This is a genomic window from Streptomyces albospinus, assembly GCF_014648695.1.
Lineage (GTDB): Bacteria > Actinomycetota > Actinomycetes > Streptomycetales > Streptomycetaceae > Streptomyces > Streptomyces albospinus.
On the sequence record NZ_BMRP01000001.1, the window covers coordinates 322,561 to 347,967 of the forward strand.

Here is a 25,407-nt window from a genome sequence, read left to right on the forward strand (position 1 = left end):
AGACCCGAGGAACCGCCCGACTGGGTCGCCGCGTTGTGAGGTGTCGGCTCACTCCGCCAGGAACCCGGTGACGAGGCGGTCGAGCTCCGCCACCTCGCTCTCCGGCATCGCGTGGTGCCCGACGCCCGCCAGAGTCTCGATCCGCGCGCCGGCCAGCGTCCGCTGTGCCTGCTCGGCGACCCGCCGCGGATCGTGCGCCTTGCTCCGCCCCGCCAGCAGCACCAGCGCCGGCGGGGCGGCGGTGCCCAGCCGCGCCACGTCCGGCCGCGGACCGGTGACCGTCCTCGCGCCCCGGAAGTCCCGGGCGCCCAGCCCCATCAGCCGCACCAGCTCGGGCGCGACCGGTCGGCCGCCCCGGGTCTCCCACGCCAGGAACCGCCGGGTGGTCGCCTCACCGGGCCGCAGGAACAGCGGCGCCGCCCGCAGCAGATACGACGCCCGGTAGCCGGCGAAGCACTGCGTCGGGTCGAGCAGCACCAGCCGCGCCACCCGCTCCGGTGCGTGCACCGCGTACCGCAGCGCGATCCAGCCCCCGTACGAATGCCCCAGCAGCGCCGTCGCGTCCAGCCCGAGCCCGTCCAGCACGGTGTCCAGCCAGGCCATCAGGTCGTCCGGGGTGCGCAGCGCCCGACCCGCGGGCACGCTCAGCCCCGGCGCGCCCATCAGGTCCACGGCGTACACCCGGTGCGTCCGCCCGAACCCGGCGGCATGCGCGTACCAGGAGGCCGAGGTGGCGCCGCCGCCGGAGAGCAGCACCAGCGGCGGTGCGCCGGCCGGCCCGCAGGCGTTGACGCGGGTGGTGCCGAACTCCCCGCCCAGGTCCAGCCGTTCGACCGGGACCGGCCAGCGTGCCATGGTCTGCCCGTATGCGGCGCGGAATGCGGATGTTGCGGTGGATGTCGCGGTCATCGGTGGCCCCCGTGGCGAGGAGAAGAGAGGAAGGGTCTCGCGCGCCACGTATCCTGCCGGACCCCGCCGACGGCGCCACCGCGACCCCCTGGGCCCGGTCGTCACACTCCCGTCCGTCTGCCGTCGCCCGGCACGCCGAGAGCACGCACCGGACGCCGCCCGGCTCGCCCTTCGGGCGGACGACGGGAGTGTGACGACCGGGCCTAGCTCCTCCCCGACCGTGCCAGCCAGCGCCCCTCGTGCCGGGACACCTCGATCGGCCGCCCGAAGCAGGCCGTCATCCGCGCACCCGTCAGCACCTCCGCCACCAGGCCGCGCGCCTGCACCCGCCCGTCGCGCAGCAGTACGGCGTGGCCGATGGCCGGGGACAGCTCCTCCAGGTGGTGGGTGACGGTCACCGTCGCCAACTCCGGCCGGGCCAGGGCCAGTCGGTGCAGCGCGTCGATCAGGTCTTCGCGGGAGGGCAGGTCGAGCGCGTTGAAGGGCTCGTCGAGCAGTAGCAGAGAAGGGTCGGCCATCAGCGCGCGGGCGATCAGGATCCGGGCCCGCTGGCCGCCCGAGCAGACGCCGAACGGGCGGTCCGTCAGCTCCTTGCAGTCCAGTTCGGCGAGCAGCTCGTGGGCGCGCTCGCGGGTCGCCGCGTCGTACGCGCGCCACAGCGGCTGGACCGTACCGGTCGCGCCGGTCAGCACCACGGTGTGCCCGGTGGCGTCCTGGGGGACCTTCTGCGCGGCGGAGACCAGTCCGATGACGGCCCGCAGTTCGCGGACGTCCACCGAGCCGAGCCGGTGGCCGAGCACCTCGACGGTGCCCACGGTCGGGAACATCAGGGCACCGATGAGGCGCAGAACGGTGGTCTTGCCGGCACCGTTGGCGCCGAGCAGCGCCCAGTGCTCACCGGACCGCACGATCCAGTCGATGCCGTCGAGGATGACCCGGCCGGTGGTGTAGCGGCGGACGCCGACGCCGTCCAGCGCGGCGATCACCCGGGCCGCGGGCGGTTCCGGGGACTGCGGCTGCGAAGTCTGCGGGGGAGTCATCGCGGCAGACTAGCTGTGTACGACACCTTTCCGTGCGGGCGTCCGGTGGGTGACATCCGGTGCGTGAAATCCGGTGGAGTACTTCCGGTGGGCCGGCTCAGGACAGGCCCAGCAGGGCCCGCACCCGGGCGTACTTGGCCGTCAGCCGCTCCCGGGTCGGCGCGTCCAGGACGGCCAGCCGCGCCGGATCGGCGTTGTGGGCGAGGTCGGACTCCTTGACCAGCAGCGCGCCGGGCGTGGCCAGGATCCGTGCGGTGTACTCCTCGACGGGCTCGCCCGCACGCTTGGTGACGGCCCGCACCATCGCCTTGGTCGCCGGGGCGAGCGCCGCCTGTGCGAGCCACGCCTCGCTCAGCGCGGCGTCCTCGACCGCGTCGTGCAGCCAGGCCGCCGCGATCTGCTCCGGGCTGCCGCCGCGCTCCCGTACGCCCGCCGCGACCGCGGCCAGATGCTCGGCGTACGGGCGGCCCGCCTTGTCGGTCTGCCCCGCGTGCGCGCGCCGGGCCAGCGCCTCGACCTCGGCGAGCGACAGCAGCGGGCGCGCCGCGGGGGGCGCGGACGGGATCTCCTCGGAAGCCATACGGCCATTGTGGACCTGGAGTTGAGGAGTCCGGCAGCCGGGGAGCCGGGGAGTCCGTGGGGCCGGGCCGGGCGGCTGCGCTTCCGGACTTGCGTCACCGCAGCTCCCTCACCGCAGCCCGGCCGCCATCACCGCCCGCGCGATCGGCCCGGCGCTGCCGCCCCCGCTGATGTCCTCGCGCTCGGCCTCCGCGTCCTCCACGACCACCGCCACCGCCACCACCGGCTCGTGGTTGTCCTTCTTCCGCACCCAGGAGATGAACCAGGCATACGGCGTGCCCTCGTTGCGCACCCCGTGCTGCGCCGTCCCCGTCTTGCCGCCCACCGTGAACCCGTCGATCGCCGCCGGCCGGCCGCTGCCGTGCGCCACGACCTCGGTCATCATCTCCTGGAGCTGCTCGGCGGTGGCCGGGTTCATCACCTGCTGGGTGGGGCCCCGCGCCCCGGCGGCGACCAGCACCCCGCCCGCGTCGGTCACCTTGTCGACGAGGTACGGCGGGGTCAGCTGGCCGTCGTTGGCGACCGCCGACGCGACCATCGCCATCTGGAGCGGGGTGGCGGCGGTGTCGTACTGCCCGATGGAGGAGAGCGCCAGCTGCGCCGGATCCATGCGGGTGTCGAAGGTGCTCGGCGCGACGGGGGAGGGGATGCGCAGCCCGCGGTCGTTGAACCCGAACCGCTCCGCCGTGGCGGCCATCTCGCGCAGCCCGACGTCCACGCCCAGCCGCGCGAAGACGGTGTTGCAGGAGAGCCGGAACGCCTCCTTGAGGCCCGCGTCCTCGCAGCCCGGCGCCGGGTTGCCGAGGGAGGTGCGGGTGCCCGGCAGGGTGTACGGGTCGCGGATGTCCAGCGGGGCGTCGAGGTCCCGCACCCGGCCGCTCTCCAGCGCGGCCGTCGCGGTGACGACCTTGAAGACGGAGCCGGGCGGATAGGTCTGCCGCAGCGCCCGGTTGAGCATCGGCTGCTGCGCCGCCCGGTTCAGCCGCCGCCAGGCGTCGGAGACCGAAGCCCCGTTGCCTGAAAGCTCGTTGGGGTCGTACGAGGGGCTGCTCACCAGCGCCAGCACCCGCCCGGAGCGCGGTTCGATCGCCGCCACGGCGCCCTTCCTGCCGTCCAGCCCCCGGTACGCCGCGCGCTGCATCGCCGGGTTGATGGTGGTCTCGACCCGGCCGCCCGGCCGGTGCGTACCGGTCAGCCGGTCCCACCAGGGGAAGAGTTCGAGCCGGTAGTCGGTGCCGGCGAGGATGCCGTCCTCGGCGTGCTCGATCAGGGACGTGCCGTAGAGCTGCGAGGAGAAGCCGGTGACCGGTGCGTACAGCGGCCCCTCGGTGTAGGTGCGCTCGTACCGCAGCCGCCCGCCGCTGTCCCGGGAGCCGGTGACCGGCCTGCCGCCGACCTCCACGGTGCCCCGCGGCTGGGCGTAACGGACGATGCTGGCCCGCCGGTTGGCCGGGTTGGCGTTGTAGCCGTCCGCTTCGAGGACCTGCACCCGGACGGCGTTGACCAGCAGCGCCACCAGCAGCAGGAAGGAGAAGGCGGCGGTGTGCCGGATGGCGCGGGTCACCGGGCGCCTCCCGGGGCGCCGGGCGCCGCCGGGTCCGGGGCGGGCCGCGGCGCGCGCGCCCGGTCGCTGATCCGCACCAGCAGCGCGACGATGATCCAGTTGGTCACCACGGACGACCCGCCCTGGGCCAGGAACGGCAGCGCCATCCCCGTCAGCGGGATCAGCCCGGTCACCCCGCCCGCGATCACGAAGACCTGGAGGGCGGGCAGCGCCGCGAGCCCGACGGCCAGCAGACTGCCGAACGGATCGCGCAGCCCGAGCGCCGCCTGGTACCCGCGGCCCACCAGCAGCGCGTACAGCACCAGCAGCGCGGTGAGCCCGGCCAGCCCCAACTCCTCGCCCCAGGTGGCCAGGATGAAGTCCGACTTCTGCGCGAACCCGATCAGATACGAGTGCCCCTGCCCGAGGCCGGTCCCGAACACCCCGCCCGCGGCGAACGCGAACAGCGACTGCGCCAGCTGCCCCGGCCCCCGGCCCGCCGCGATCCCGGCGAACGGATGCAGCCAGTCCCGCACGCGCCCGTTCACATGCGGCTCCACCGCGCTGACGGCCGCCGAGCCCGCCGCCGCCAGCAGCACCCCGACCGCGAGCCACCCGGTCCGCCCGGTGGCCGCGTACAGCAGCACCACGAAAATCCCGAAGAAAAGCAGCGAGGTTCCCAAATCCCGTTCCAGTACCAGCACCCCGACACTGATCAGCCAAATCGTGACCACCGGCCCCAGTACCCGCCCGGCCGGCAGCCGCAATCGACCCACGGACTGTCCCGTATACGCCAGCGCATTACGGTTCGCCGCGAGATATGCGGCGAAGAAAACCGTGATCAGCACCTTGGCGAACTCGCCCGGCTGAATGGAAAATCCGGCCGCTCGGATCCAGATCCGGGCGCCATTGACCGCGGGAAAGAAAATCGGCACCACCATCAGCAGCAGCCCCACCGCGGCACTCGCATTGGCATACCGCTGGAGCGTTTGGTGGTCGCGGAGCAGCACCACCACCGCGATGAACAGCCCGATGCCGACGGTGGACCAGACGAGCTGCGCGGGCGCGGCCGGGTCGGCGGGCGTCTCCAGGTCGAGCCGGAAGATCAGCACCAGCCCGAGCCCGTTGAGCAGGACGGCGGTCGGCAGCAGCAGCGGATCGGCGTACGGGGCGCGCAGCCGCACCGCCAGGTGAGCCAGCAGCGCCAGCCCGCCCAGCCCCGCCCCGTAGCCGGCTGCCCCGCTCGGCACCGGATGCGCCCGGGCGAAGCCGACCACCACATATCCGCAGACGCTGAGGAACACGGCGCCCATGAGGAGGGCCAGTTCGATGCCCCGCCTTTTGGGGAGCGGCGGCCAGGACGGGGGAGCACCCGCGGCGCGCGCGCCGGCGGCCCTTTTTGCCGCTGGCGCCGTCATATCTGCCATATCCGGCAACGTAGCAAGCGGAAGCCTATATTTCCGTTATGTCGCATACGGCGTTCCGGGCAGAGGTCGGCGCGCACACGGGACTTGACCGGGATGCGGAGCGGTGCGGGCAACCCGTCGCGGTCCGTCCCGCGTCCTTGGGGAAGAGCCAGGGGCCCCGCAGGGGCATCCCGGGGTTGTTCCGTGAACGAGCTCAACGGCAGTTTGTAAACTCGGTCGCAACGAATAGCAGAAGGCCGAGCTCGTCACGCTGATGCGGACGACCGAACGCACCGGTCGACGCCATGGACCTGTGCCATGGCGCCGCACGCGAGGGGCTATGGCGTACGTCACATCCGTGCACGCCGAGTGGAGGTCCCGCGCCGTTTCGGCCCCCGGGGGCGGCTGAGCGCGGGCGACCGTCCCCCGCGACGAAAGGCAGTAGTAGCGTCATGACGACCCTCCGTTCCCGGATCATCGCCTGGGCCGGCCGTATGTATCTGGTGAGAACGAGCAAGAAGGGCTTCGACCTGTCTCGAATGTCTTTCTTGCCCGAACCTGTCCTGATGCCCTTGCGGCGCGAGGGGCTGGATCCGGTGAACGATCTGGCGGCCGTCCGCGAAAAGGAGCCCATCAGCAAGCTCCCGGTGCCGATCGCCGCCAATGTCTGGCTCGTCACGGGCTATGACGAGGTCAAGGCGGTACTGGGCAAGGCCAACGCCTTCAGCTCCGACTTCACCAACCTCGTGGGCAAGGCCGGCGCCGGCGCCGAACAGAATCCCGGCGGCCTGGGATTCGCCGACCCGCCCGTCCACACCCGCCTCCGCCGCCTGCTCACCCCCGAATTCACCATGCGCCGGCTGAGCCGGCTCACCCCCCGTATCCACGAAATCGTCGAAGAGCGCCTCGACGCCATGGAAGCGGCCGGCCGGGACGGTACACCGGTCGATATCGTCCACTCCTTCGCGCTGCCCATTCCCTCCCTGGTCATCTGCGAACTCCTCGGCGTCCCTTACGAGGACCGGGCCGATTTCGAGCGGCTGAGCGCCGCCCGTTTCGACCTCTTCAGCGGGGCGAACGCGTCATTCGGCGCCATATCCGAATCCCTTTCCTACTTCCGGGACATCGTCAAGAAGCAGCGCGAAAACCCCGGTGACGGCCTGCTCGGCATGATCGTGAAGGAGCACGGCGACTCGGTCTCCGACGAGGAGCTGGCCGGCCTCGCCGACGGCGTGCTGACCGGCGGCTTCGAAACCACCGCCAGCATGCTGGCGCTCGGCGCGCTGGTCCTCCTCCAGGACCCGGAGCACTTCGCCGCCCTCAAGGACGGCGACGAGGCGGTCGACCGCTATGTCGAGGAACTCCTCCGCTACCTCACCGTCGTCCAGGTCGCCTTCCCCCGCTTCGCCCGCGAGGACATGGAGATCGGCGGCGTGCAGATCGCTGCCGGCGACGTCGTCCTGTGCTCCCTCAGCGGCGCCGACCGCGACGGCGAACTCGGCCCCGACATGGAGCGGTTCGACCCCTCCCGCAACGTTCCCTCCCACCTCGCGTTCGGCTACGGAATCCACCGCTGCGTAGGCGCCGAACTCGCCCGCATGGAACTCCGGGCCGCCTACCCCGCCCTCGTCCGCCGCTTCCCCTCGATGCGCCTCGCCGCCGCCCCGGAGGAGCTCGCCTTCCGCAAACTCTCCATCGTCTACGGCATCGAGTCGCTGCCGGTGCGGCTGGACGGCTGAGCACGCCCGTACCGCCCACCCCGTCCGTTCCTCCGCCGCGGGCTGGCACAATCCCCCCGTGACCATTCGCCTACTGATCGCCGACGACCAGGAGATGGTCCGCCGGGGAATGCGGCGCATCCTGGAGAACCAGCCGGACATGGAGGTCGTCGGCGAGGCGGCCGACGGCGTGGCCGCGGTGGACGCGGCACGGCGGCTGATGCCGGACGTGGCACTGGTGGACATCCGGATGCCGCGGCGGGACGGCCTGGAGGTGACCCGGATGCTGGCCGGTCCCGAGGCGCCGCATCCGGTGCGGGTGGTGGTCGTCACGACCTTCAACCTCGATGAATACGTCTATCCCGCACTGCGGTTCGGCGCCTCCGGGTTCCTGCTGAAGCGGTCGGGACCGGCGCTGCTGGTCGAGGGGGTCCGGGCGGCGATGGCGGGTGACAGCCTGATCAGCCCGTCGGTCACCGTCCGGCTGCTCCAGCACGTCACCGGCGCCCCGGCCGGAGCGCAGGGCCGGCACAACCGGCAGCGGCGGCGGGCCGACGAGGCGCTGACGGAGCGGGAGATCGAGATCGCCGGGAAGGTCGCCGAAGGCAGGACGAACGCCGATATCGCCGGTGAGCTGTTCATCTCGGCGGGCACGGTGAAGACCCATGTCGCCAGCATCCAGCGGAAGCTGGGCGTCCGTAACCGCGTCGGCATCGCGGTCCGGGCCTGGGAGATGGGGTACGCGACGGGCCGGATGCCGTAGGGCGACGTCGCGCGGATCCCGGTGACCGGCGCTCCCCGTCGCGGGGCGGTCTCCTAGCCTTTCCCGTATGGATCACGGAGCTGTGTCACGGCGTCCGCGGCGCCGCCGGTGGTGGTGCGGCGCGGCCGTGGCATCGGTGCTCGCCCCGGCCGCGGTGGCGCCGCCGGCCGGCTCGGTGTTGGCGGTCATGGCGGCGCTCGCCCTCGTCGTCGCGATCTCGGCCTGGCCGCAGGGGCGGATCTCCCTCGCGCAGGCGGCGGGCGGCACCGCACTCGCCTCCCTGGCCGCGGACCTGGCCTACGCGGGCACGCCGGGGCTGGTCCTCCTCTGGGCGCCGTTCGAGTCGGTCGCGCTGCTCGTCCTCCTCTACCGGGCGATACGGCGGCTGCCCCGATCCCGGGCAGCCGCGCTCGGCGCGCTCGTGGGGGCGGCGGCGGTCGCGCTCCCGCTGCGCTTCACCCTGCACGCGGTGCAGACCGGGCCGAAGGAATCGGTCGTCATGGTGGCGCTGGCCCTCTTCCCCGCCGCGGGCGCGACCGGCGTCGGGCTCTATCTGCGCTCGCTGGACACCCGGCGTGTGCACGCCGTCGCGCTGGCCCGGCGCGAGCAGCGTCTCGAACTGGCCCGGGATCTCCATGACTTCGTCGCGCATGAGGTGACCGGGATCGTCCTGGAGGCGCAGGCCGCCCAACTGGACGGCGACGGGCCCGGGAACGACCGCGCCCTCCTGGAACGGATCGAGCAGGCGGGGCTGCGGGCGCTGGATTCCATGGACCGCACCGTGCAGACCCTGCGCGAGGCCGGCGACCGCGCACCGCTGGAGCCGCCGCCCACCCGCCACCACGGCCTGGCCGACCTCCCCGAACTGGTCGCGCGGTTCGCCGCCATGACCCCGGCACGGGTCGATGTACGGATCGGGGCGGGGGAGGGGGCCGAGCCGGCGGGCGCCCTGTCCCGGGAGGCCGAGGACACCGCGTACCGGGTCGTGCTGGAGGCCCTGACCAACGTGCGGCGGCATGCACCGGGGGCGACCCGGGTGATGGTGACGGCGGGACGGTCCCCGGACGGCGGGCTGCGGATCTCCGTGGCCGACGACGCCGGTGGACCGCAGGGGGCGCCCGCGGCCACCCGGCGGGGCGGCGGCACCGGCCTCGTCGCCCTCGCCGAGCGCGTCCGCGCCCTCGGCGGCGCACTGGAGGCGGGCCCGGCGGTGGCGGAGGAGACCGGCGAGCGGGGACCGGGCTGGCGGGTGAACTGCCTGCTGCCGCCGGCCGCACGGCAGTAGGGTGTCCCGGCACCGAGAGGGCGGGAAACCAGGGTCCCGATATCTGCCGATCGGCAGATGTGCCCGCCACCCCCGCCCCGGAATCCTTTCCGGCGTCAGCCGCCGGGCGTTCCTGCGCCCGGCGACACCGCGCCCCAGGAGACTCCGATGCCCCGCCCGTACCGGCCCGCCGGCCGCCGCACCCGCCGTCCCGCCGCCCTCGTCGCGCTCGCCGCCGCGGCCGTCCTGCCGCTCACCGCCTGCTCCGTGGACGCCGCCAAGGCCACCCCCGTCACCAAGACCTTCCCCTACACGGGCAGGACCCTGAAGCTCACCACCCATGAGGTCGCCACCGAGCTGATCGCCGGTGACCGGCACGACATCAAGGTGACCCGCTGGTTCGCCGCGGCGGCCGGCACCGAGCACCTCAGGTGGGTCCTCAAGGGCGACACCCTCGACATCGACGCGGGGTGCAGCGGTCTCGCCCTCTGCGACGCCAGGTTCCGGGTCGAGGTCCCGCGAGGCACCGCCGTCATCAAGGACGGCCGGCCGGTCTCCCCCACCGGCGCCGCCGCAACCGCCGGGGAGCGCGGCTGACATGCTCGACCTCCGCGCCGTCACCAAGCGCTACAAAGGCCGCGCACAGCCCGCCGTGGACGATCTGACGCTCCGCCTCACGCCCGGCCTGTGCGGGCTCCTCGGCCCCAACGGGGCGGGGAAGTCCACCCTCTTGCGGATCGCCGCCACCGTCACCCGCCCCACCGCCGGCACCGTCCTCTTCCACGGCGCCGACGCGGTCGCCGGGCCGCAGCCGCTGCGCCGGGCACTCGGCTACCTCCCGCAGGACTTCGGCGTCTACCCGAACCTCACCGCACGCGAGTTCCTGCGCTACCTGGCCGCCGCCAAGGGCGTACCGCGCGCGGCGGCCCGTGCGCGTATCGACGACCTCCTGGAACTCGTCAACCTCACCGACGCCGTCAAGCGCCCCCTCGGCACCTACTCGGGCGGCATGCTGCGCCGGATCGGCATCGCGCAGGTCCTGCTCGCCGACCCGCAGGTGATCATCGTCGACGAGCCGACGGCCGGCCTCGACCCCGAGGAGCGGGTCCGGTTCCGCAACCTGCTCGGCGAGCTGGCGGCGGAGCGGGTGGTGCTGCTCTCCACCCATATCGTCTCCGACGTCGAGTCGGTCGCGTCCGACATCGCGGTCCTCACCGCCGGCCGCCTCCGGGCCCGCGGCACCCCCGAAGAACTGCTCCGCACGGTGGCCGGCCAGGTCTGGGAAGTCCTCGTCGATCCTGCCTCCGTCCCGGCGGTACAGGCCCGGTACACCGTCAGCCGCCTGGCCCGCACCCCCGAGGGCGTACGCATCCGCCTGCTGTCGCCGCACCAGCCGTACGAGGGCGCGGCCCCGCTGCCCCCCGACCTCGAAGACGCCTACCTCGCCCTCGTCCACGGCCCGCCCACCGCCCGAGCACCCGAGGGAGCCTGACCGCCATGCACCACCAACCCTCCCTCCTTTCAAGGGAATTGACGCGCGGTGTCACCGCTGCCGCCCTCGCCGACTTCCGGGACCGCGTCCGCCGCCCCGCCTACCTCGCCACCCTGGCCGCCGCGGTGCTCCTCGGCTACGTGGCCGTTCCCGACTCGGGCGCCCACTGGGTGATCCTCCAGCTCGGCGACTACCGGGGCCGCTACAACAGCGCCTACGTCGGCACGGCCACGGCCCTGGCGGGCGGCCTGTGGATCAGCCTCGGCGGCTTCTACCTCACCCGCAACTCCCTCGAACGCGACCGGAGTTCGGGGGTGGGCAGGCTGCTCGCCGCGACCCCGCTCCGCACCCCCGCGTACCTGGCCGGCAAGTTCCTCGGCAACCTCCTGCTCCTCACGTCCATGCTGGTCGCCCTCGCCGCCACCGCGCTCGTCATGCAACTCGCCCGCGGCGAGTCCGCCACCGTCGACCCGCTGGCGCTCTGCCGCCCCTATGCCCTCCTGGCGCTGCCCATGGTCGCGCTGACCGCCGCCCTCGCGCTGCTCTTCGAGTCCCTGCCGCTGCTGCGGACGGGGCTGGGCAACGTCGTCTGGTTCGGCAGCTGGCTGGCCCTGGCGACCGGCGGCCAGGGCCCCGGCCTGCCCCTCGGGGGCACCGGCGTCAACGCCGTGGTCGAGTCCCTGCGCGACGCAGCCGTGGCCCAACACCTGCCGGTCTCCGGCGAGTTCAGCCTGGGACTGACCCTTCTCGACGCACCGTTGACCCCGTTTCCCTGGCCCGGGTTCACCCCCACCCCCGCCTACACGCTCGGCCGCCTGGCCGTGCTCCTCCTCGCCCTCGCCCTCGCCGTGCTCCCCGCCCTCTGGTTCCCCCGCTTCGACCCGGCCCGTCGTCGAGCGGACCCGTCCGGACCGGCCCCGCAGGCGCCCTCTCCTGAACCCCGGACTCCGGAGCTGCGCACCATCTTGACTCCTCATCAGCAACAGCTGTGCGCTCCGCCGCGGCGCCGGCCCGGACCGTCGCCCCACCCCCCGGCCGCGGCCGGTTTCCCGCCGCTCGGCCGGCTCTACGCGGGCGAACTCGGCATCCTCCTCCAGGGCACCCCCTGGTGGTGGTACGCCGGTGCCGCTCTCCTCGCCCTCGCCGGGTTCGCCGCCCCGCTGCCCGGCACTCTGCGCGTGCTGCTCCCGCTGGCCTGGATCTGGCCGATCCTGCTGTGGTCCCGGCTCGGCACCCAGGGCCACGAACACCGTGCCGACACCCTGCTCGCCGCCTGCCCGGCCCCCGGTCTCCGGCTGCTCGCCGAGTGGGCCGCGGGTGCGACGCTCGCCGCCCTGGCCGGCGCCGCCCCGCTGGTCCGTATGCTCGCCGCCGCCGACCTGCCCGGGGCCGCAGCCTGGACCGCCGGAGCCCTCTTCATCCCCTCCCTGGCTCTGGCGCTGGGCACGCTGAGCCGCACCCACCGGCTCTTCCAGGCGCTCTATCTGCCCCTCTGGTACACCGTCGCGACCGGCCTTCCCCTCTTCGACTACATGGGCGCGCTGCACACCGCCGCCCACTTCCCGGGCCCGCACCCGGCGTTGACGCTCGCGGTCGCGGCGGCGCTGCTGGGAGTGGCGGCGGTGGCGCGCCGGCGGCCGTCGGCGTAGGAGTGGCGGGAGGAACGGTGGCCGGCCCCGGCCTCCCCGGGCCCGGCCCTTCGGTGCAGGCAGGAGCGGAACCGGCAATTCCGTGCGCCCCGCTCGCCCACTCACGTGCGGACTCGCCGGCGGACTCACTCGGTCAAGAACTTCCTGAGGGTGAAACCCAGAGTGGCCACACCGATGAATGTGGCACCTCCCGCACCCAGCGACGTATAGGCGGGTGCCCCCACGGTCCAGAGAGCGACCGTGCCGAGCATCGCGGCGATGAGCGCACCGAGCATGATGATCGCTGCCCAGAGTCCCCGGAGTGCTGGCTCGTAGGTGGACAATGCGCATCATTCCCCTCATCTGTGAATGCGCAGCTCTGCCGAAACGGGCTGCCCGACGATGCTGCGTCCGGCGGATGGCGATGCTGACAGGGAGGAAATCGCAGACCCAAAAGGGCAACCATCACTTGCACAGGAGAAGATCCCTGCTTTTCCAGGAATCACGTCTCCTTTGTACTGCACTGGCACCACGGTTCCGCTGTAATGCCCCGACCGCCGCAGCGGAATCCCCCATCCCGTCAAGAACCCCCATATGCCCTACATTCCCGTACCTCGGTTACCCCATAAGCCCGGAAACCCCCGTGTCCGGCAGCAAGTTCGGGTACGTGCGCCCCCTCCGCCGGCCCCGGCCGCCTCGGCTCTGCCGACCCGGCTCGACTACGGGCGGACCCGACGAAGCCACTGACCGCGCGGGCGCACTGCACAGGCCCTGCTGAGCCGCCACGCCGAGTCCGTCGACGGACGGGCGGCACATCGCCACCCGCACGACGAACTCAAAGAGCGGTCACGCGAGCACGAGTAATCAGCACCTCGACTCGTTCGCCCCTCGGCCCGAAAAGGCCGGAGGGGGACTTCGCGGTGTCTCGGCCGCGTGCCGCTGGTCAGCAGTGGCCGCTTGCACCTGCCGCGTCGAGTTTCGTTTCACCGATGGACGACCGCATCCTGTGACCCGTCCGATTCACGCTCTTCGCACAGCGGCCCGATCCGTCGACCCTCACTGTATGGGGGTTTCCGGAGAGGGACCGCGTCGGCTGGAGGGCGGGCAGTCGCGCTGCCCGGACTGCGGCCTGCCGGCGGACCGCGTGGCCACGTTGGAACACGCCTCGGTGCTGTTGGAGCCGGACATGATGCCGTTGGCTCACACGGTGCCGGCGGACCACCGGTGGATAGTGCTGTCCGACGGGCGGGTGGCCCTCTACGGTGTGTGCCCGCCGGATCCGTCCCAGCGGTGCCGTATCGAGCACCGGCTCGCCTGCCCTGCCCGACCGCTGCCGGATCTGTGGCCGTGGTTGACGACGCGGCGAGGCGAGAACGGTCGGCAGGCGGAACGCCGGGCGGCCCCGGAGCCTCCGGAGGATTGACCACACGCCGGGTAGGAGCCGGCGCGGTGCCGGTGACCGGCCGCCACCACTCCTGGATTCGACCTGAGCAGATGCCGCCTCAAGATCCCGTCCCCGAACAGCCCGCAGCCCCCGTCCTGGGACCGCTCAGCACGCATCCGCCCCCGGCACATACGCAACGACCCCGCTGAACAGCGCCAGGGATGTGGGGCTGTCGTGCGATGAAGGATGCGGGGCCCGCCGGCGCTCCGGCAGCCAGTCAGCGCAGGACCGAAAGGGATGGCAACCAGTCCGACAGGAAACAGTCTTGGCCAGTGCCGAGCAATTCCAGGCGAAGCGCACCCGTCGGCTCCTACCGTGATCACGCCGCGCCCGTCGGTGCGGCGTGACGGAACGGCAGACGAGGGGCAGCAGGCATGCAGCGGCGGTTCGGCATTCTGGCGATGGTGTGCGTCATGGCGTCGGCGGCGATGGGCACGAGTACTGCCCGGGCAGCCCCCATCTCCCTCTCCGCTCACCCCACCACCCAGGCGGAGATCTTCGCCACCAACAACAGGGCCCTGATCACCGATCCGGCCGATCCGCGACTCAAGACACGGCTGGCCAGGTTCGACCGGGAGGTGCGGCACGTCATCCGCGCCAACGCCGCCCGGGCCGGCAAGTCCCGTCTCCTGAACGGGGTTTACTGGTCCTCGGAGCTGAAGAAGACGACGTACGAGCGGTCGCGGGAGTTCGACGTGAACCGTGTCTCCGCCGCCGGTCTGCACCACATCGCCGGCCTGCTGGCCAAGCAGTACCACCAGGAGTCGGTACTGACCTTCCGCTGTCTGCCACGGACGGCACCGGACGCCAAGGCGGTCGACATCGAGGCCCCGGGTGTCGACACCCGCCGCGTCCACGATGCGTTGGTGGCGGACCCCGTCGCTCGCGAAAAGCTGGGCGGCGGCTCCGTCACCACCGGCGGGCGACTGATCCTGATCGCCCCGCGCGCCGACCTCGCCCTGGCACGGAAGTTCGTCACCAAGCTCGGCGTCAACTGGACCACGGCGCGGGTGCGTTACGGGGCTGAGGAGTTCGTCCGCTAGGAGCCTTCCCGTTCTGGAGACACGGGCGTGCCGACACGGCTGGAGTCACGCCGGGGCTCGCCCCACAGGGGCTATGGAGAAGGCGGCCGGCTCCCGCAATCCTTGAGCAGGCGTGGACGTACGGGATTGATCTTGGGGGACGGTGGGAAGTGCCGGACAAGCACGGTGTCATTGACGTCAAGGTGAGCCGACGGGTCCTGTGGGTAGGCGCGGACGCCTATCCACTGCACAACATCACTCGCGCTCGGAGAACGGTGATCGTGCCCAGGGTGGAGCAGTACGGTGACCACAACACGGGCATCATCAAGAACCAGGGCCCGACCGACCCTCGCTCGGCCTTCAGGGACATGATCGCCACGATTCAGGTACTGCGGAACCAGGTGCCGCCCGAGGACCGCGAGGTCATCGACGAATCTCTCCGCGCGATCGGAACCGGTCAGGACGTGCCGCACAGCACCATGCGCCGCGCTCTCACCAACATCTCCGGCGTGGCGACCATGATCGGCGCCGCGGGTGTGCCTGTCATCGAGTCGGTTCGTCGCGTCATCGAAGCACTGGGCAGTTAGCTCACCGCGGACAGGGCCGCGCCCCTTCGCCGGCGTGCCGTGGTCGTTCCGGCACGCCGGGATCTCCCAACAGATCCATACCGGCATGAGAGCGTGGCAATCGTCTCGCCCCACGGTGAGATCGTCTCGCCCCACGGTGAGTCTGCCTCCCCCTGTCTCCCCCCCCGCTTTACACGTTCGATCCACCGTGGCCTCAGCCGCCAGGAGTTGCGGAGCCATCGGTCATGAGCGGTACCTCAAGGCTGCCTACGGCCACTGCCGTTGACGTCAGGCGCAGGGACTGAGGGTCAGGGGCGGCTCAGCCCCCACGTTTGCAGAGCGAAGGGCCGCCCTTTCTCCTCACCCGTGATCAACGGCACGTCGAGCAGCCTGAAGCCCGCCTTGTTGGCCACGCCGACGCTGGCGGCGTTCTCGGCCTCCAGCTCCAGGATCACCTGCCCCGCACCCAGCTGCTCGAAGGCGTACGCAGCCATCACCCGCACCGCCCGCGCCGCCAGCCCCTGGCCGCGGTGCGCCGGGCCGACCGCGTAGCCGATCTCTGTGCCCTCGGGGGCACGCCGCAGCATCACCTCGCCGAGCGGTGCGCCGCCGTCGACGGTGATGGCGAGCAGGACGGCAGTGCCCTCCGCCCGCAGCCGCCGGTCCCGGTCCAGCCGTGCGCGGGCGGCAGCTTCGTCGAAGGGGGAGACGATCGGTGTCCAGTACGCGATGTCGGGGTGGTCAAACAGCTCCGGCATCGCGGCCAGGTCCTCCTCCGTCCAGTCGCGGAGGACGAGACCCTCCCCCGAGAGCTCGATCCGCTCGGGAAAGGACGACGTGGTGCTGCTCATGGTGGGGGACCTCCCTGGCCTGTTCAGGACGAGGCAGGATAACCGGGGGCAGGCAATGGCCCACCCGCATTTTCCGGGGACTCTCAATCCCCGGCCGCCCCCCCCCGCCTCGGTCCGAGGCGGTGACGGCCATGGCGCATGGGAGGGCGGAACTGCTCACGTTCCGCCAGATGCTCGAAGAGCTGAGCGGCATCTCCAAGCGCACCTTCTACCGCTGGCGCGAATTGCGGATCGCGCCACGCTGAATCCGGCTGCCGAACGGTGAACTCCGGGTGCGGCGGGACGTGTTCAATTCCTGGCTGGAGGAGCGGGCCGAGCGGACTGCGTGAAGTCCTCCACGGTGTCGGTCTGGCCGATCACCGTCAACGGAATCACTAAGAAGCCCACTTGAGTAGTGCACTGGTCAGCCGACGGATATCCGTTCGGTGAGTCACACAAGACTGAACCGCCGGCAGACCGGTTCCGGGCCAAGCTCGTCGGGGCCGTCGACAAGGGCGAGTCGTTCGACACTGTGACTGGTCTGCCGGATTCGCGCGGTTGTCTTCAACTTCCTCGAAAAAGCCATGGAATTGGATATGTTGCCTACCAATCCGCTGAGCAAGATCAAGTGAAAGCGGAAGAACGGGCGGCGGCCGGTGCAGGCGGTTGACCGCCGTGTCCTGATCAACCCGCGGCAGGCGCGTGAACTCCTCACCGCAGTCACCTCCGTGGGCGGTTATGAGCGGTCCGGCGGGCAACGGCTGCGGGCCTTCTGCGGGGTCTTGTACCACGCGGCGGCTCGGCCTGGTGAAGCGTTGGGACTGCGCCTCTCGGACTGCGTACTTCCTGAGAAGGGGTGGGGTCGGATCGACCTACGGGAAACGCGTCCGACCGCGGGCAAAGCATGGACTGATTCGGGAGAGGTGCACGACCGCCGGGGCCTCAAGCAACGGGATGAGGGAGAGGTCCGGCAGGTGCCGATCCCGCCGCCGCTGGTCCGGCTGCTCCAGGAGCATGTGAAGGAGTTCGGCACGGGGGAGGACGGGCGGCTGTTCAACAGTGAGCGGGGGCACGTCGTGGCGGCGTCGTCGTACTCGCGAGCCTGGAAGCGCGCCCGGGAGCTGGCGCTCCAGCCGGCACAGGTCTCGTCGGTCCTGGCCGCTCGGCCGTACGACCTGCGGCATGCCGGAGTCTCCCAGTGGCTCAACTCCGGGGGTTCCTGCCGCGGAAGTGGCCGCGCGGGCCGGGCACTCGGTGGAGGTGCTTTTGAAGATCTACGCCAAGTGCATCGACGGCCAGGAAGCCGAGATGAACGAACGGATCATGAACGGTCCGGGAGAGGAGGAGCTGGGAGAGGGCGGCTGAGCCTGTCCAGGCACTGTCCACAGGCCGACGTGAGCCCCGGAGAGATCCGGGGCTTCGTCGTGTTCGAGTGGTATGACGAGGGGCGGAGAAAGCAGCGCTGACCTGGAAAGAAGCCCATCAAGATCATTACGTCGTCATTACGTGATCACTGTCATGAGGCTGCGTTCGGCGGCATCCGCCTGCACATACACAAAGACCCCGCTGACCGCTTGTCTGCTGGTCACGGGGTCTTCCGGCACTTCGGTCGAAGTGCCCCCGGCAGGATTCGAACCTGCGCACACGGCTCCGGAGGCCGTTGCTCTATCCCCTGAGCTACGGGGGCGTTGCCGCTGTTCTTGCGGCGACGGGTAGAACCCTACCAGCTCTGATGGGGTGTTCATGAACAGGGATTTGGGAGGGGTGCGGGAGGCGAGGGAAGGTCGTCCTTACCGCATGGGGCGGGTGTGCCGGCAGTGCTCGTGGAAAGGTCCCCCGCATGGGGGCGGAAGTGGGCAAAACCGGGACGCAGCCGCAGGTCGGCCCCTAGTCTCATGGTGTGCCTGGCTTGTCCGGTCGGATCCTTGTCGTGGACGACAACAAGGTGATCCGGCAGTTGATCAGGGTCAACCTTGAGCTGGAGGGCTTCGAGGTCGTGACCGCGGCTGATGGTGCCGAATGTCTGGACGTCGTGCACCACGTAAGACCGGATGTGGTGACCCTCGACGTCGTGATGCCGCGGCTCAGCGGTCTGCACACCGCCGCGCGGCTGCGTTCCGACCCGCGGACCTGGGACATCCCGATCGCCATCGTCAGCGCCTGTACCCAGGGCGAAGTGGACAACGGCGAGACGGTGGGCATCGATGCTTTTCTGGCGAAGCCGTTCGAGCCGACGGAGCTGGTGCGTACGGTCGGGATGCTGGTCCGGGAAGGGCGGCAGCGGGAGCGCGGGCCCGAGGGCGGGGGTTGCGAGGGCGGGTGCGAGGCGTCGGGGGGCGGCTTGACGGCCGCGGACGGAGGCCAGGGGAACGGCGTGGGGGACGGGGTCGAGAGCGGCGTGGAGAGCGGTGGGGAATCCGGGGCCGGGGGGCGGCCGGCGGGCTGAAGCGGCGGGTCGTCGGGCCGGGGCGGAGCCGGGTGGACCGTGCCGGGTGTCCACAGGGCGAAACCGGGTCGCATGGACGCCCCCCTTCTCCCATACGCTTGTCCTGTGACACCCGCCGAGCTCTCCCGTACCGTCCTGCGTTCCGTGCGCGGTGCCGTTGAGGAACGGGAGCTCTCCGTGGCCGTACCGGCGCGGATCGTGGTGCAGCCGCCTCCGCGGCCCGGGTGTGGGGACTACGCCTCCAACATCGCGTTGCAGCTGGCCAAGCCCGCCGGGCGGCCGGCCCGGGAGGTGGCCGAGATTCTGCGGAAGCGGCTGGCCGGCAGCGCGGGGATCGCCCGGGTCGAGATCGCGGGACCCGGGTTCCTGAATTTCACGCTGGGCGACGGTGCGCTGGCCGGGCTCGTAAGGGAAGTACTGGCGCGGGGCGCGGCGTACGGGGAGTTGGGCGCTTCCGGGGAGCTGAGGGTTTCCGGGGACATGGATCGGAAGGGGGACGGGGCGTCGGCCCCGGTGGCGGCCTCGGCAGCGGCTTCGGTGGGGAGTGGCGCGCGCGGGCTGGTCGTGGCCGAGGTGCTGGCGCGGATCGGAGCGGCTGGTGGGCAGCCGGCTGGGCCCGGTGAGCAGGTCGCCGGCTCGGGTGACGGCTCCGACGGCGGTCCGATCGAGTGGCCGGGTGAGGGTGCGGTTTCCACCAACTGCCCTTCTGTTTCCGGCTTCAGCCCCGTTTCCACTTCTCCATCCGTATCCAGCTCCGGCCCCGTTTCCACTTCTCCATCCGTATCCGCCTCCGGCCCCGTTTCCACTTCCGCATCCAGCTCCGGCCCTGCTTCCAGCTCCCGCTCTGTTTCCACCCCCGGCCCTGCTTCCACCCCCACCTTCACGTCCACACCGGCCCCCGCCCCGGCCTCCCCCTCCGCTCTCGTCGAGCTTGCCGGGCTCGTGGCGCGGCTCGGTTCGGACGAGGCGCGCTGGGTGCTGCTGCGGCCGGCGGCGCAGGATCCGGTGCGGGTGCCGGAGCGGCCGGCGCAGCGGGAGGAGAATCCTCGGTTCCGGGTGCAGTACGCGTATGCCCGGACCCGGGCGATGGTGCGCAATGCGGGGGAGCTGGGGTTCGCGGGCGAGCCGGGCGAGGTGATGGCGGCCGGGAACGGCCCGGCCGCGTCCGGGCGTCCGCATGATCCGGAAGGGTCGGCGGGCGGGCAGCCGTCGCGGACCCTCCAGGCGCTTCGGACGTGCTTGGCGACCTACCCTTCCGCCACGGAGAGTGCTCTGCGGCTGGGGGCGCCGGACCGGCTGGTGCGGCATCTGGAGGCGACGGCGGACGCCTGGCTGCGGTGCCAGGAGGAGTTCCCGCCGCTGCCCGTCGGCGAGGAGAAACCCTTGGCCGTGCACCGTGCCCGGCTGGCCCTTGCCGAGGCCGCGGGGACGGTGCTGGGGAACGGCCTGCGCCTGCTCGGCATCTCTGCTCCTGAATACGTCTGATGTGTGTGAGGCGCCTGATGTATCCGTCCCACTGCCGTCGCGCACCCCTGATGACTGCCTCTGATGACTACCTCTGAAAGATTTTGAGGGGATCGTTTCCGCTATGAGTCGTTCCGCGCATCCTGCTGGGCCCCGCCACGGCGACGTCCTGCCCGAGGGGCACTACGCCGGGCCGCCCGCCGACCTCAACACCCTTGACCCGCACGTCTGGTCCCGTACCGTCCGGCGCGACGCCGACGGTGTGGTCACCGTCGGCGGGCTGGCCGTGACCGCGCTCGCCGAGGAGTTCGGTACGCCGGCGTACTTCCTGGACGAGGAGGACTTCCGGGCGCGCTGCCGGGCCTGGAAGGACGCGTTCGGGGCGGACGCCGACGTGTTCTACGCGGGGAAGGCGTTTCTCTCCCGGGCCATCGTGCGATGGCTGAACGAAGAAGGGCTGAATCTCGACGTCTGCTCCGGCGGTGAGCTGGCCACGGCGCTGGCCGCGGGGATGCCCGCCGAGCGGATCGCGCTGCACGGCAACAACAAGAGCACCGAGGAGATCACCCGGGCCGTCGAGGTGGGGGTGGGACGGATCGTGCTCGACTCCTTCCAGGAGATCGTGCGGGTCGCGCACATCGCCGAGAAGCTCGGCAAGCGGCAGCCGGTGCAGATCCGTGTGACCGTCGGCGTCGAGGCGCACACGCACGAGTTCATCGCCACCGCGCACGAGGACCAGAAGTTCGGGATCGCGCTCGCCGGCGGGCAGGCCGCCGAGGCGGTGCGCCGCGCGCTGAAGCTGGACGGCCTCGAACTCATCGGGATCCACAGCCACATCGGGTCGCAGATCTTCGACATGGCCGGTTTCGAGGTTTCCGCGCGCCGTGTGGTGCAGCTGCTCGCCGAGGTCCGGGACGAGCACGGGGTCGAGCTGCCGGAGATCGACCTCGGCGGCGGGCTCGGGATCGCGTACACCTCCGACGACGACCCCCGCGAGCCGCACGAGATCGCCAAGGCGCTGGGCGACATCGTGACCCGCGAGTGCGAGGCCGCCGGGCTGCGGGTGCCGCGGCTGTCGGTCGAGCCGGGGCGGGCGATCGTCGGGCCGACGGCGTTCACGCTCTACGAGGTCGGCACCGTCAAGGAGCTCGAAGGGCTGCGGACGTATGTGTCCGTGGACGGCGGGATGTCCGACAACATCCGTACGGCGCTCTACGACGCGGAGTACAGCGTGGCGCTGGTGTCGCGCGCGTCGGACGCCGAGCCGATGCTGTCCCGGGTCGTCGGCAAGCACTGCGAGAGCGGCGACATCGTCGTGCGCGACGCCTTCCTGCCCGGTGACGTGGCGCCGGGGGACCTGCTCGCGGTACCGGCCACGGGTGCGTACTGCCGCTCCATGGCGAACAACTACAACCACGCGCTGCGGCCCCCGGTCGTGGCCGTCAAGGACGGTGCGGCGCGGGTGATCGTCCGGCGGGAGACGGAGGAAGATCTCCTGCGGTTGGATGTCGGGTAGGGGCGGATCGCCGGGACCGGGCCCCGGATGAAATAAATGTCTCGGTATCCGGACCGACGACGGAAAGAGCCGTCCGGTGCGTGAGACTGGTGCATGACCAAGCATGAAAACCGCTGGATCGAAGAAAAGACGAGGTCGAATGATGCGTACGCGTCCGCTGAAGGTGGCGCTGCTGGGCTGTGGTGTGGTCGGCTCAGAGGTGACGCGCATCATGACGACGCACGCCGACGACCTCGCGGCCCGCATCGGGGCGCCCGTGGAGCTCGCCGGGATCGCCGTCCGCCGCCCCGAGAAGGTGCGCGACGGCGTCCCGGCCGAGCTGATCACCACCGATGCGACCGCGCTCGTCAAACGGGGCGACATCGACGTCGTCATCGAGGTGATCGGCGGGATCGAGCCCGCCAGGGGTCTGATCACCACCGCTTTCGAGCACGGCGCCAGTGTGGTTTCGGCCAACAAGGCGCTGGTGGCGGCCGACGGTGCCGCGCTGCACGCGGCGGCCGAGAAGCACAACGCCGACCTGTATTACGAGGCGGCGGTCGCCGGTGCGATCCCGCTGGTGCGCCCGCTGCGCGAATCGCTGGCCGGTGACAAGGTCAACCGGGTGCTCGGCATCGTCAACGGCACCACCAACTTCATCCTCGACAAGATGGATTCGACCGGCGCCGGGTACAGCGAGGCGCTGGACGAGGCGACCGCGCTGGGCTACGCCGAGGCCGACCCGACCGCCGACGTCGAGGGCTTCGACGCCGCCGCCAAGGCCGCGATCCTCGCCGGGATCGCCTTCCACACCCGGGTCACCATCGACGATGTGCACCGCGAGGGCCTGACCGAGGTCACCGCGGCCGACATCGCCTCCGCCAAGCGCATGGGCTGCACGGTCAAGCTGCTGGCCATCTGCGAGCGGGCCGCGGACGGCGCGTCGGTGACCGCGCGGGTCCACCCGGCGATGATCCCGCTGACGCATCCGCTGGCCTCCGTGCGCGAGGCGTACAACGCGGTCTTCGTGGAGGCCGACGCGGCCGGGCGGCTGATGTTCTACGGGCCGGGCGCGGGCGGCTCGCCGACCGCCTCCGCGGTCCTCGGCGACCTCGTCGCGGTCTGCCGCAACAAGCTCGCCGGTGCCACCGGGCCGGGGGAGTCCGCGTACACCGCGCTGCCGGTGAGCCCCATGGGTGAGGTCGTCACCCGCTACCACATCAGTCTCGACGTGGCCGACAAACCCGGCGTTCTCGCGCAGGTCGCGACGGTTTTCGCCGAACACGGCGTATCGATCGATACGGTCCGTCAGCAGGGTAAGGACGGCGAAGCGGACCTCGTCGTCGTCACCCACCGAGCGACCGACGCGGCCCTGTCGTCGACGGTCGGGGCACTGCGCGAGCTGGACACCGTCCGCGGTGTCGTCAGCATCATGCGGGTCGAAGGGGAGTAAAGGAACCCATGTCTGCCAATTCCACCGTGACCACCACCAGTCGTCAGTGGCGCGGAATCATCGAGGAATACCGCGACCGGCTTCCGGTCAGCGACACGACCGAGATCGTCACCCTCCGGGAGGGCGGTACGCCTCTCGTGCCGGCCCAGGTGCTGTCCGAGCGCACCGGCTGCGAGGTGCACCTCAAGGTCGAGGGTGCCAACCCCACGGGCTCGTTCAAGGACCGCGGGATGACGATGGCCATCACCCGCGCCAAGGAGGAGGGCGCCAAGGCGGTCATCTGCGCCTCCACCGGCAACACCTCCGCCTCGGCCGCCGCCTACGCGGTCCGGGCCGGCATGGTCTGCGCGGTGCTGGTCCCGCAGGGCAAGATCGCGCTCGGCAAGATGGGCCAGGCGCTGGTCCACGGCGCCAAGATCCTCCAGGTCGACGGAAATTTCGACGACTGCCTGACGCTGGCCCGGAGCCTCTCCGAGAAGTACCCGGTCGCACTTGTGAACTCCGTCAACCCGGTACGCATCGAGGGCCAGAAGACCGCCGCCTTCGAAATCGTCGACATGCTCGACGACGCCCCGGACATCCATGTGCTGCCCGTCGGCAACGCCGGCAACATCACGGCCTACTGGAAGGGCTATCGGGAGTACGCGGCCGACGGCATCGCCTCGCACACCCCGCGGATGTGGGGCTTCCAGGCGTCCGGCAGTGCCCCGATCGTGCGCGGTGAGGTCGTCAAGGACCCGCACACCATCGCCACCGCGATCCGCATCGGCAACCCCGCCTCGTGGGAGTTCGCGGAGCGCGCCCGGGACGAGTCCGGCGGCCTCATCGACGCTGTGACGGACCGTCAAATCCTCGCTGCCTACCGCCTGTTGGCCGCGCAGGAGGGTGTTTTCGTGGAGCCCGCGTCGGCCGCCTCGGTCGCCGGTCTGCTCAAGGCCGCCGAGGAGGGCAAGGTCGACCCCGGCCAGCGGATCGTCTGCACGGTCACCGGCAACGGCCTCAAGGACCCGGACTGGGCGGTGGCCGGAGCGCCGCAGCCGCTCACCGTCCCGATCGACGCGGACGCCGCCGCCGAGCGGCTCGGCCTCGGCTGACCGGACGTTCGTGACCTGCGCGTACGGCAGGGGATGACGGGGCGGCCGGCCCCCCGTCATCCGCCGTACAGCAAATTGCGCAAAGCCTGCAAAGCCAGGCCAGGGGCACAGGAAAGCGCGCGACACGCATCGTGCGCCTCCTGTGCGCCCTATGTCGCGACAGAACCTTCCTTCGATAGGCTGGCACCCAACTCCCCTCCCCACGGCATAACGCAGTGGTGTGCAGGGCAGGTCAGAACAGACCCCACGAGCCGTCCGGGCACCTCGGTGCCGCGGCGCCGTGCTCCGGGTCAGTACCGCAGCATCAATCAAGGAGAGTCATCGAGCGATGGCCGGTCCCGCGTTCCGCGCCGCCGCCGTCCGGGTGCGCACCCCCGCTACCAGCGCCAATCTCGGTCCCGGCTTCGATGCCCTGGGTCTTTCCCTGGGCCTGTACGACGATGTCGTCGTACGTGTCGCCGACTCCGGGCTGCACGTCGACATCGCCGGTGAGGGGGCCGACACCCTTCCGCGCGACGAGAGCCACCTGCTCGTACGGTCCATGCGCACCGCCTTCGACCTGCTCGGCGGGCAGCCGCGCGGACTGGAAATCGTCTGCGCCAACCGCATTCCGCACGGCCGCGGCCTCGGCTCCTCCTCGGCCGCCATCTGCGCCGGTATCGTCGCCGCCCGCGCCGTGACCATAGGCGGCGAGCAGAAGCTCGACGACGCCGCGCTGCTGGAACTGGCCAACGAGATCGAGGGCCACCCCGACAACGTCGCCGCGTGCCTGCTCGGCGGCTTCACACTCGCCTGGATGGACACCGGAACCGCCCGTGCGATCCGGATGGATCCCGCCGATTCCATCGTTCCGGTGGTCTTCGTGCCCGGCAAGCCGGTGCTCACCGAGACCGCCCGCGGACTGCTGCCGCGCACCGTCCCGCATGTGGACGCCGCGGCGAACGCCGGCCGCGCCGCACTGCTCGTCGAGGCCCTGACCAGGCGCCCCGAGCTGCTGCTGGCCGCGACCGAGGACCGACTTCACCAGGAATACCGCGCCCCCGCGATGCCGGAGAGCGTGGCCCTGGTGAACCGACTGCGCGCGGACGGCGTCCCCGCAGTCATCTCCGGTGCGGGCCCGACGGTGCTCGCGCTGGTCGAGGACGCGGCGGCCGACAAGGTCGCGGCACTGGCGGGAGAGGGGTGGGCGGCCAACCGGCTGACCCTCGACGCGGCCGGTACGTGTGTGCTGCCGCTCGCCGGGTGATCACG

Annotated in this window: 23 protein-coding genes, 1 tRNA gene and 1 pseudogene; 17 read left to right on the top strand and 8 right to left on the bottom strand. The window is 71.5% G+C overall.

All coding sequences use genetic code 11. The annotated features are described in order from the left end of the window. Positions 1-48 precede the first annotated feature (48 nt). The 5 genes from IEZ17_RS01650 to IEZ17_RS01670 form a co-directional block, all read right to left on the bottom strand. Positions 49-909, bottom strand: coding sequence for an alpha/beta fold hydrolase (locus tag IEZ17_RS01650; protein ID WP_189295531.1), 861 nt, complete (start codon positions 907-909; stop codon positions 49-51). A gap of 203 nt (positions 910-1,112) precedes the next feature. Then, on the bottom strand, positions 1,113-1,949 hold the full coding sequence (locus IEZ17_RS01655; protein ID WP_189295534.1) for an ABC transporter ATP-binding protein: 837 nt from the start codon (positions 1,947-1,949) through the stop codon (positions 1,113-1,115). Positions 1,950-2,046: 97 nt separating this feature from the next. Further along, a complete protein-coding gene (locus IEZ17_RS01660; RefSeq protein WP_189295536.1) occupies positions 2,047-2,529 on the bottom strand; it encodes an HD domain-containing protein in 483 nt (160 codons plus the stop codon). Between the two features lie 108 nt (positions 2,530-2,637). Then, complete coding sequence (locus IEZ17_RS01665; protein WP_189295538.1) at positions 2,638-4,092, bottom strand: penicillin-binding transpeptidase domain-containing protein; 1,455 nt, start codon at positions 4,090-4,092, stop codon at positions 2,638-2,640. Continuing rightward, a complete protein-coding gene (locus IEZ17_RS01670) occupies positions 4,089-5,498 on the bottom strand; it encodes an FtsW/RodA/SpoVE family cell cycle protein (protein ID WP_229851666.1) in 1,410 nt (469 codons plus the stop codon). The genes IEZ17_RS01665 and IEZ17_RS01670 overlap by 4 nt, the downstream gene beginning before the upstream one ends. A gap of 473 nt (positions 5,499-5,971) precedes the next feature. Between IEZ17_RS01670 and IEZ17_RS01675 the strand changes: the two genes are divergently transcribed. From IEZ17_RS01675 to IEZ17_RS01700, 6 genes are all read left to right on the top strand, one after another. Next, the gene (locus tag IEZ17_RS01675) at positions 5,972-7,216 is read left to right on the top strand and encodes a cytochrome P450 (protein WP_229851746.1); all 1,245 of its coding nucleotides are present in this window, start codon (positions 5,972-5,974) and stop codon (positions 7,214-7,216) included. Between the two features lie 58 nt (positions 7,217-7,274). Continuing rightward, positions 7,275-7,958: a response regulator gene (locus IEZ17_RS01680; RefSeq protein WP_189295542.1), complete on the top strand. Its 684-nt coding sequence runs from the start codon at positions 7,275-7,277 to the stop codon at positions 7,956-7,958. 67 nt (positions 7,959-8,025) lie between these two features. Next, complete coding sequence (locus IEZ17_RS01685; protein ID WP_189295544.1) at positions 8,026-9,243, top strand: sensor histidine kinase; 1,218 nt, start codon at positions 8,026-8,028, stop codon at positions 9,241-9,243. Between the two features lie 147 nt (positions 9,244-9,390). After that, a complete protein-coding gene (locus IEZ17_RS01690) occupies positions 9,391-9,819 on the top strand; it encodes a hypothetical protein (protein ID WP_189295546.1) in 429 nt (142 codons plus the stop codon). A gap of 1 nt (position 9,820) precedes the next feature. Further along, complete coding sequence (locus tag IEZ17_RS01695) at positions 9,821-10,714, top strand: ABC transporter ATP-binding protein (RefSeq protein WP_189295548.1); 894 nt, start codon at positions 9,821-9,823, stop codon at positions 10,712-10,714. Between the two features lie 5 nt (positions 10,715-10,719). Continuing rightward, positions 10,720-12,363, top strand: coding sequence for an ABC transporter permease subunit (locus IEZ17_RS01700; RefSeq protein ID WP_229851669.1), 1,644 nt, complete (start codon positions 10,720-10,722; stop codon positions 12,361-12,363). A 125-nt stretch (positions 12,364-12,488) separates the two neighbouring features. On the opposite strand, the gene IEZ17_RS01705 is transcribed toward IEZ17_RS01700, so the two are convergent. Then, positions 12,489-12,686, bottom strand: a complete 198-nt coding sequence (locus IEZ17_RS01705) for a hypothetical protein (protein WP_189295550.1) — start codon at positions 12,684-12,686, stop codon at positions 12,489-12,491. A gap of 719 nt (positions 12,687-13,405) precedes the next feature. Here IEZ17_RS01705 and IEZ17_RS41925 point away from each other — a divergent pair. From IEZ17_RS41925 to IEZ17_RS01715, 3 genes are all read left to right on the top strand, one after another. Beyond that, entirely contained in the window at positions 13,406-13,765 is a 360-nt protein-coding gene (locus IEZ17_RS41925) for a DUF6083 domain-containing protein (RefSeq protein WP_229851672.1), read from the top strand. A 395-nt stretch (positions 13,766-14,160) separates the two neighbouring features. Continuing rightward, complete coding sequence (locus IEZ17_RS01710) at positions 14,161-14,829, top strand: hypothetical protein (RefSeq protein ID WP_229851674.1); 669 nt, start codon at positions 14,161-14,163, stop codon at positions 14,827-14,829. Between the two features lie 149 nt (positions 14,830-14,978). Then, positions 14,979-15,395 carry a hypothetical protein gene (locus IEZ17_RS01715; protein ID WP_189295552.1) on the top strand — a complete coding sequence of 139 codons (417 nt, stop codon included), beginning with the start codon at positions 14,979-14,981 and terminating at the stop codon, positions 15,393-15,395. A 287-nt stretch (positions 15,396-15,682) separates the two neighbouring features. Here IEZ17_RS01715 and IEZ17_RS01720 read toward each other — a convergent pair whose 3' ends face one another. Then, the gene (locus tag IEZ17_RS01720; protein WP_189295554.1) at positions 15,683-16,225 is read right to left on the bottom strand and encodes a GNAT family N-acetyltransferase; all 543 of its coding nucleotides are present in this window, start codon (positions 16,223-16,225) and stop codon (positions 15,683-15,685) included. 131 nt (positions 16,226-16,356) lie between these two features. Here IEZ17_RS01720 and IEZ17_RS01725 point away from each other — a divergent pair. Both IEZ17_RS01725 and IEZ17_RS44105 read left to right on the top strand, forming a co-directional pair. Further along, positions 16,357-16,554 (top strand): annotated as a pseudogene (locus IEZ17_RS01725) (helix-turn-helix transcriptional regulator). A gap of 832 nt (positions 16,555-17,386) precedes the next feature. Next, positions 17,387-17,569, top strand: coding sequence for a hypothetical protein (locus IEZ17_RS44105; protein ID WP_308427579.1), 183 nt, complete (start codon positions 17,387-17,389; stop codon positions 17,567-17,569). Between the two features lie 250 nt (positions 17,570-17,819). Here IEZ17_RS44105 and IEZ17_RS01735 read toward each other — a convergent pair. Beyond that, positions 17,820-17,891 (bottom strand) — tRNA-Arg (locus IEZ17_RS01735). 234 nt (positions 17,892-18,125) lie between these two features. On the opposite strand from IEZ17_RS01735, the gene IEZ17_RS01740 reads away from it, so the two are divergent. The 6 genes from IEZ17_RS01740 to thrB all read left to right on the top strand — a co-directional run bounded on the left by IEZ17_RS01740 (position 18,126) and on the right by thrB (position 25,402). Then, positions 18,126-18,650, top strand: a complete 525-nt coding sequence (locus tag IEZ17_RS01740) for a response regulator (RefSeq protein ID WP_189296195.1) — start codon at positions 18,126-18,128, stop codon at positions 18,648-18,650. Between the two features lie 105 nt (positions 18,651-18,755). Next, on the top strand, positions 18,756-20,135 hold the full coding sequence (nrtL, locus tag IEZ17_RS01745) for an ArgS-related anticodon-binding protein NrtL (protein WP_189295556.1): 1,380 nt from the start codon (positions 18,756-18,758) through the stop codon (positions 20,133-20,135). A 103-nt stretch (positions 20,136-20,238) separates the two neighbouring features. Continuing rightward, positions 20,239-21,630, top strand: a complete 1,392-nt coding sequence (gene lysA / locus IEZ17_RS01750; protein WP_189295558.1) for a diaminopimelate decarboxylase — start codon at positions 20,239-20,241, stop codon at positions 21,628-21,630. Between the two features lie 139 nt (positions 21,631-21,769). Continuing rightward, positions 21,770-23,062 carry a homoserine dehydrogenase gene (locus IEZ17_RS01755; protein ID WP_189295560.1) on the top strand — a complete coding sequence of 431 codons (1,293 nt, stop codon included), beginning with the start codon at positions 21,770-21,772 and terminating at the stop codon, positions 23,060-23,062. Positions 23,063-23,070: 8 nt separating this feature from the next. Then, positions 23,071-24,156, top strand: a complete 1,086-nt coding sequence (gene thrC, locus IEZ17_RS01760; RefSeq protein ID WP_189295562.1) for a threonine synthase — start codon at positions 23,071-23,073, stop codon at positions 24,154-24,156. Positions 24,157-24,484: 328 nt separating this feature from the next. Next, positions 24,485-25,402, top strand: a complete 918-nt coding sequence (gene thrB / locus IEZ17_RS01765; protein WP_189295564.1) for a homoserine kinase — start codon at positions 24,485-24,487, stop codon at positions 25,400-25,402. The last annotated feature ends 5 nt before the right edge of the window (positions 25,403-25,407 follow it).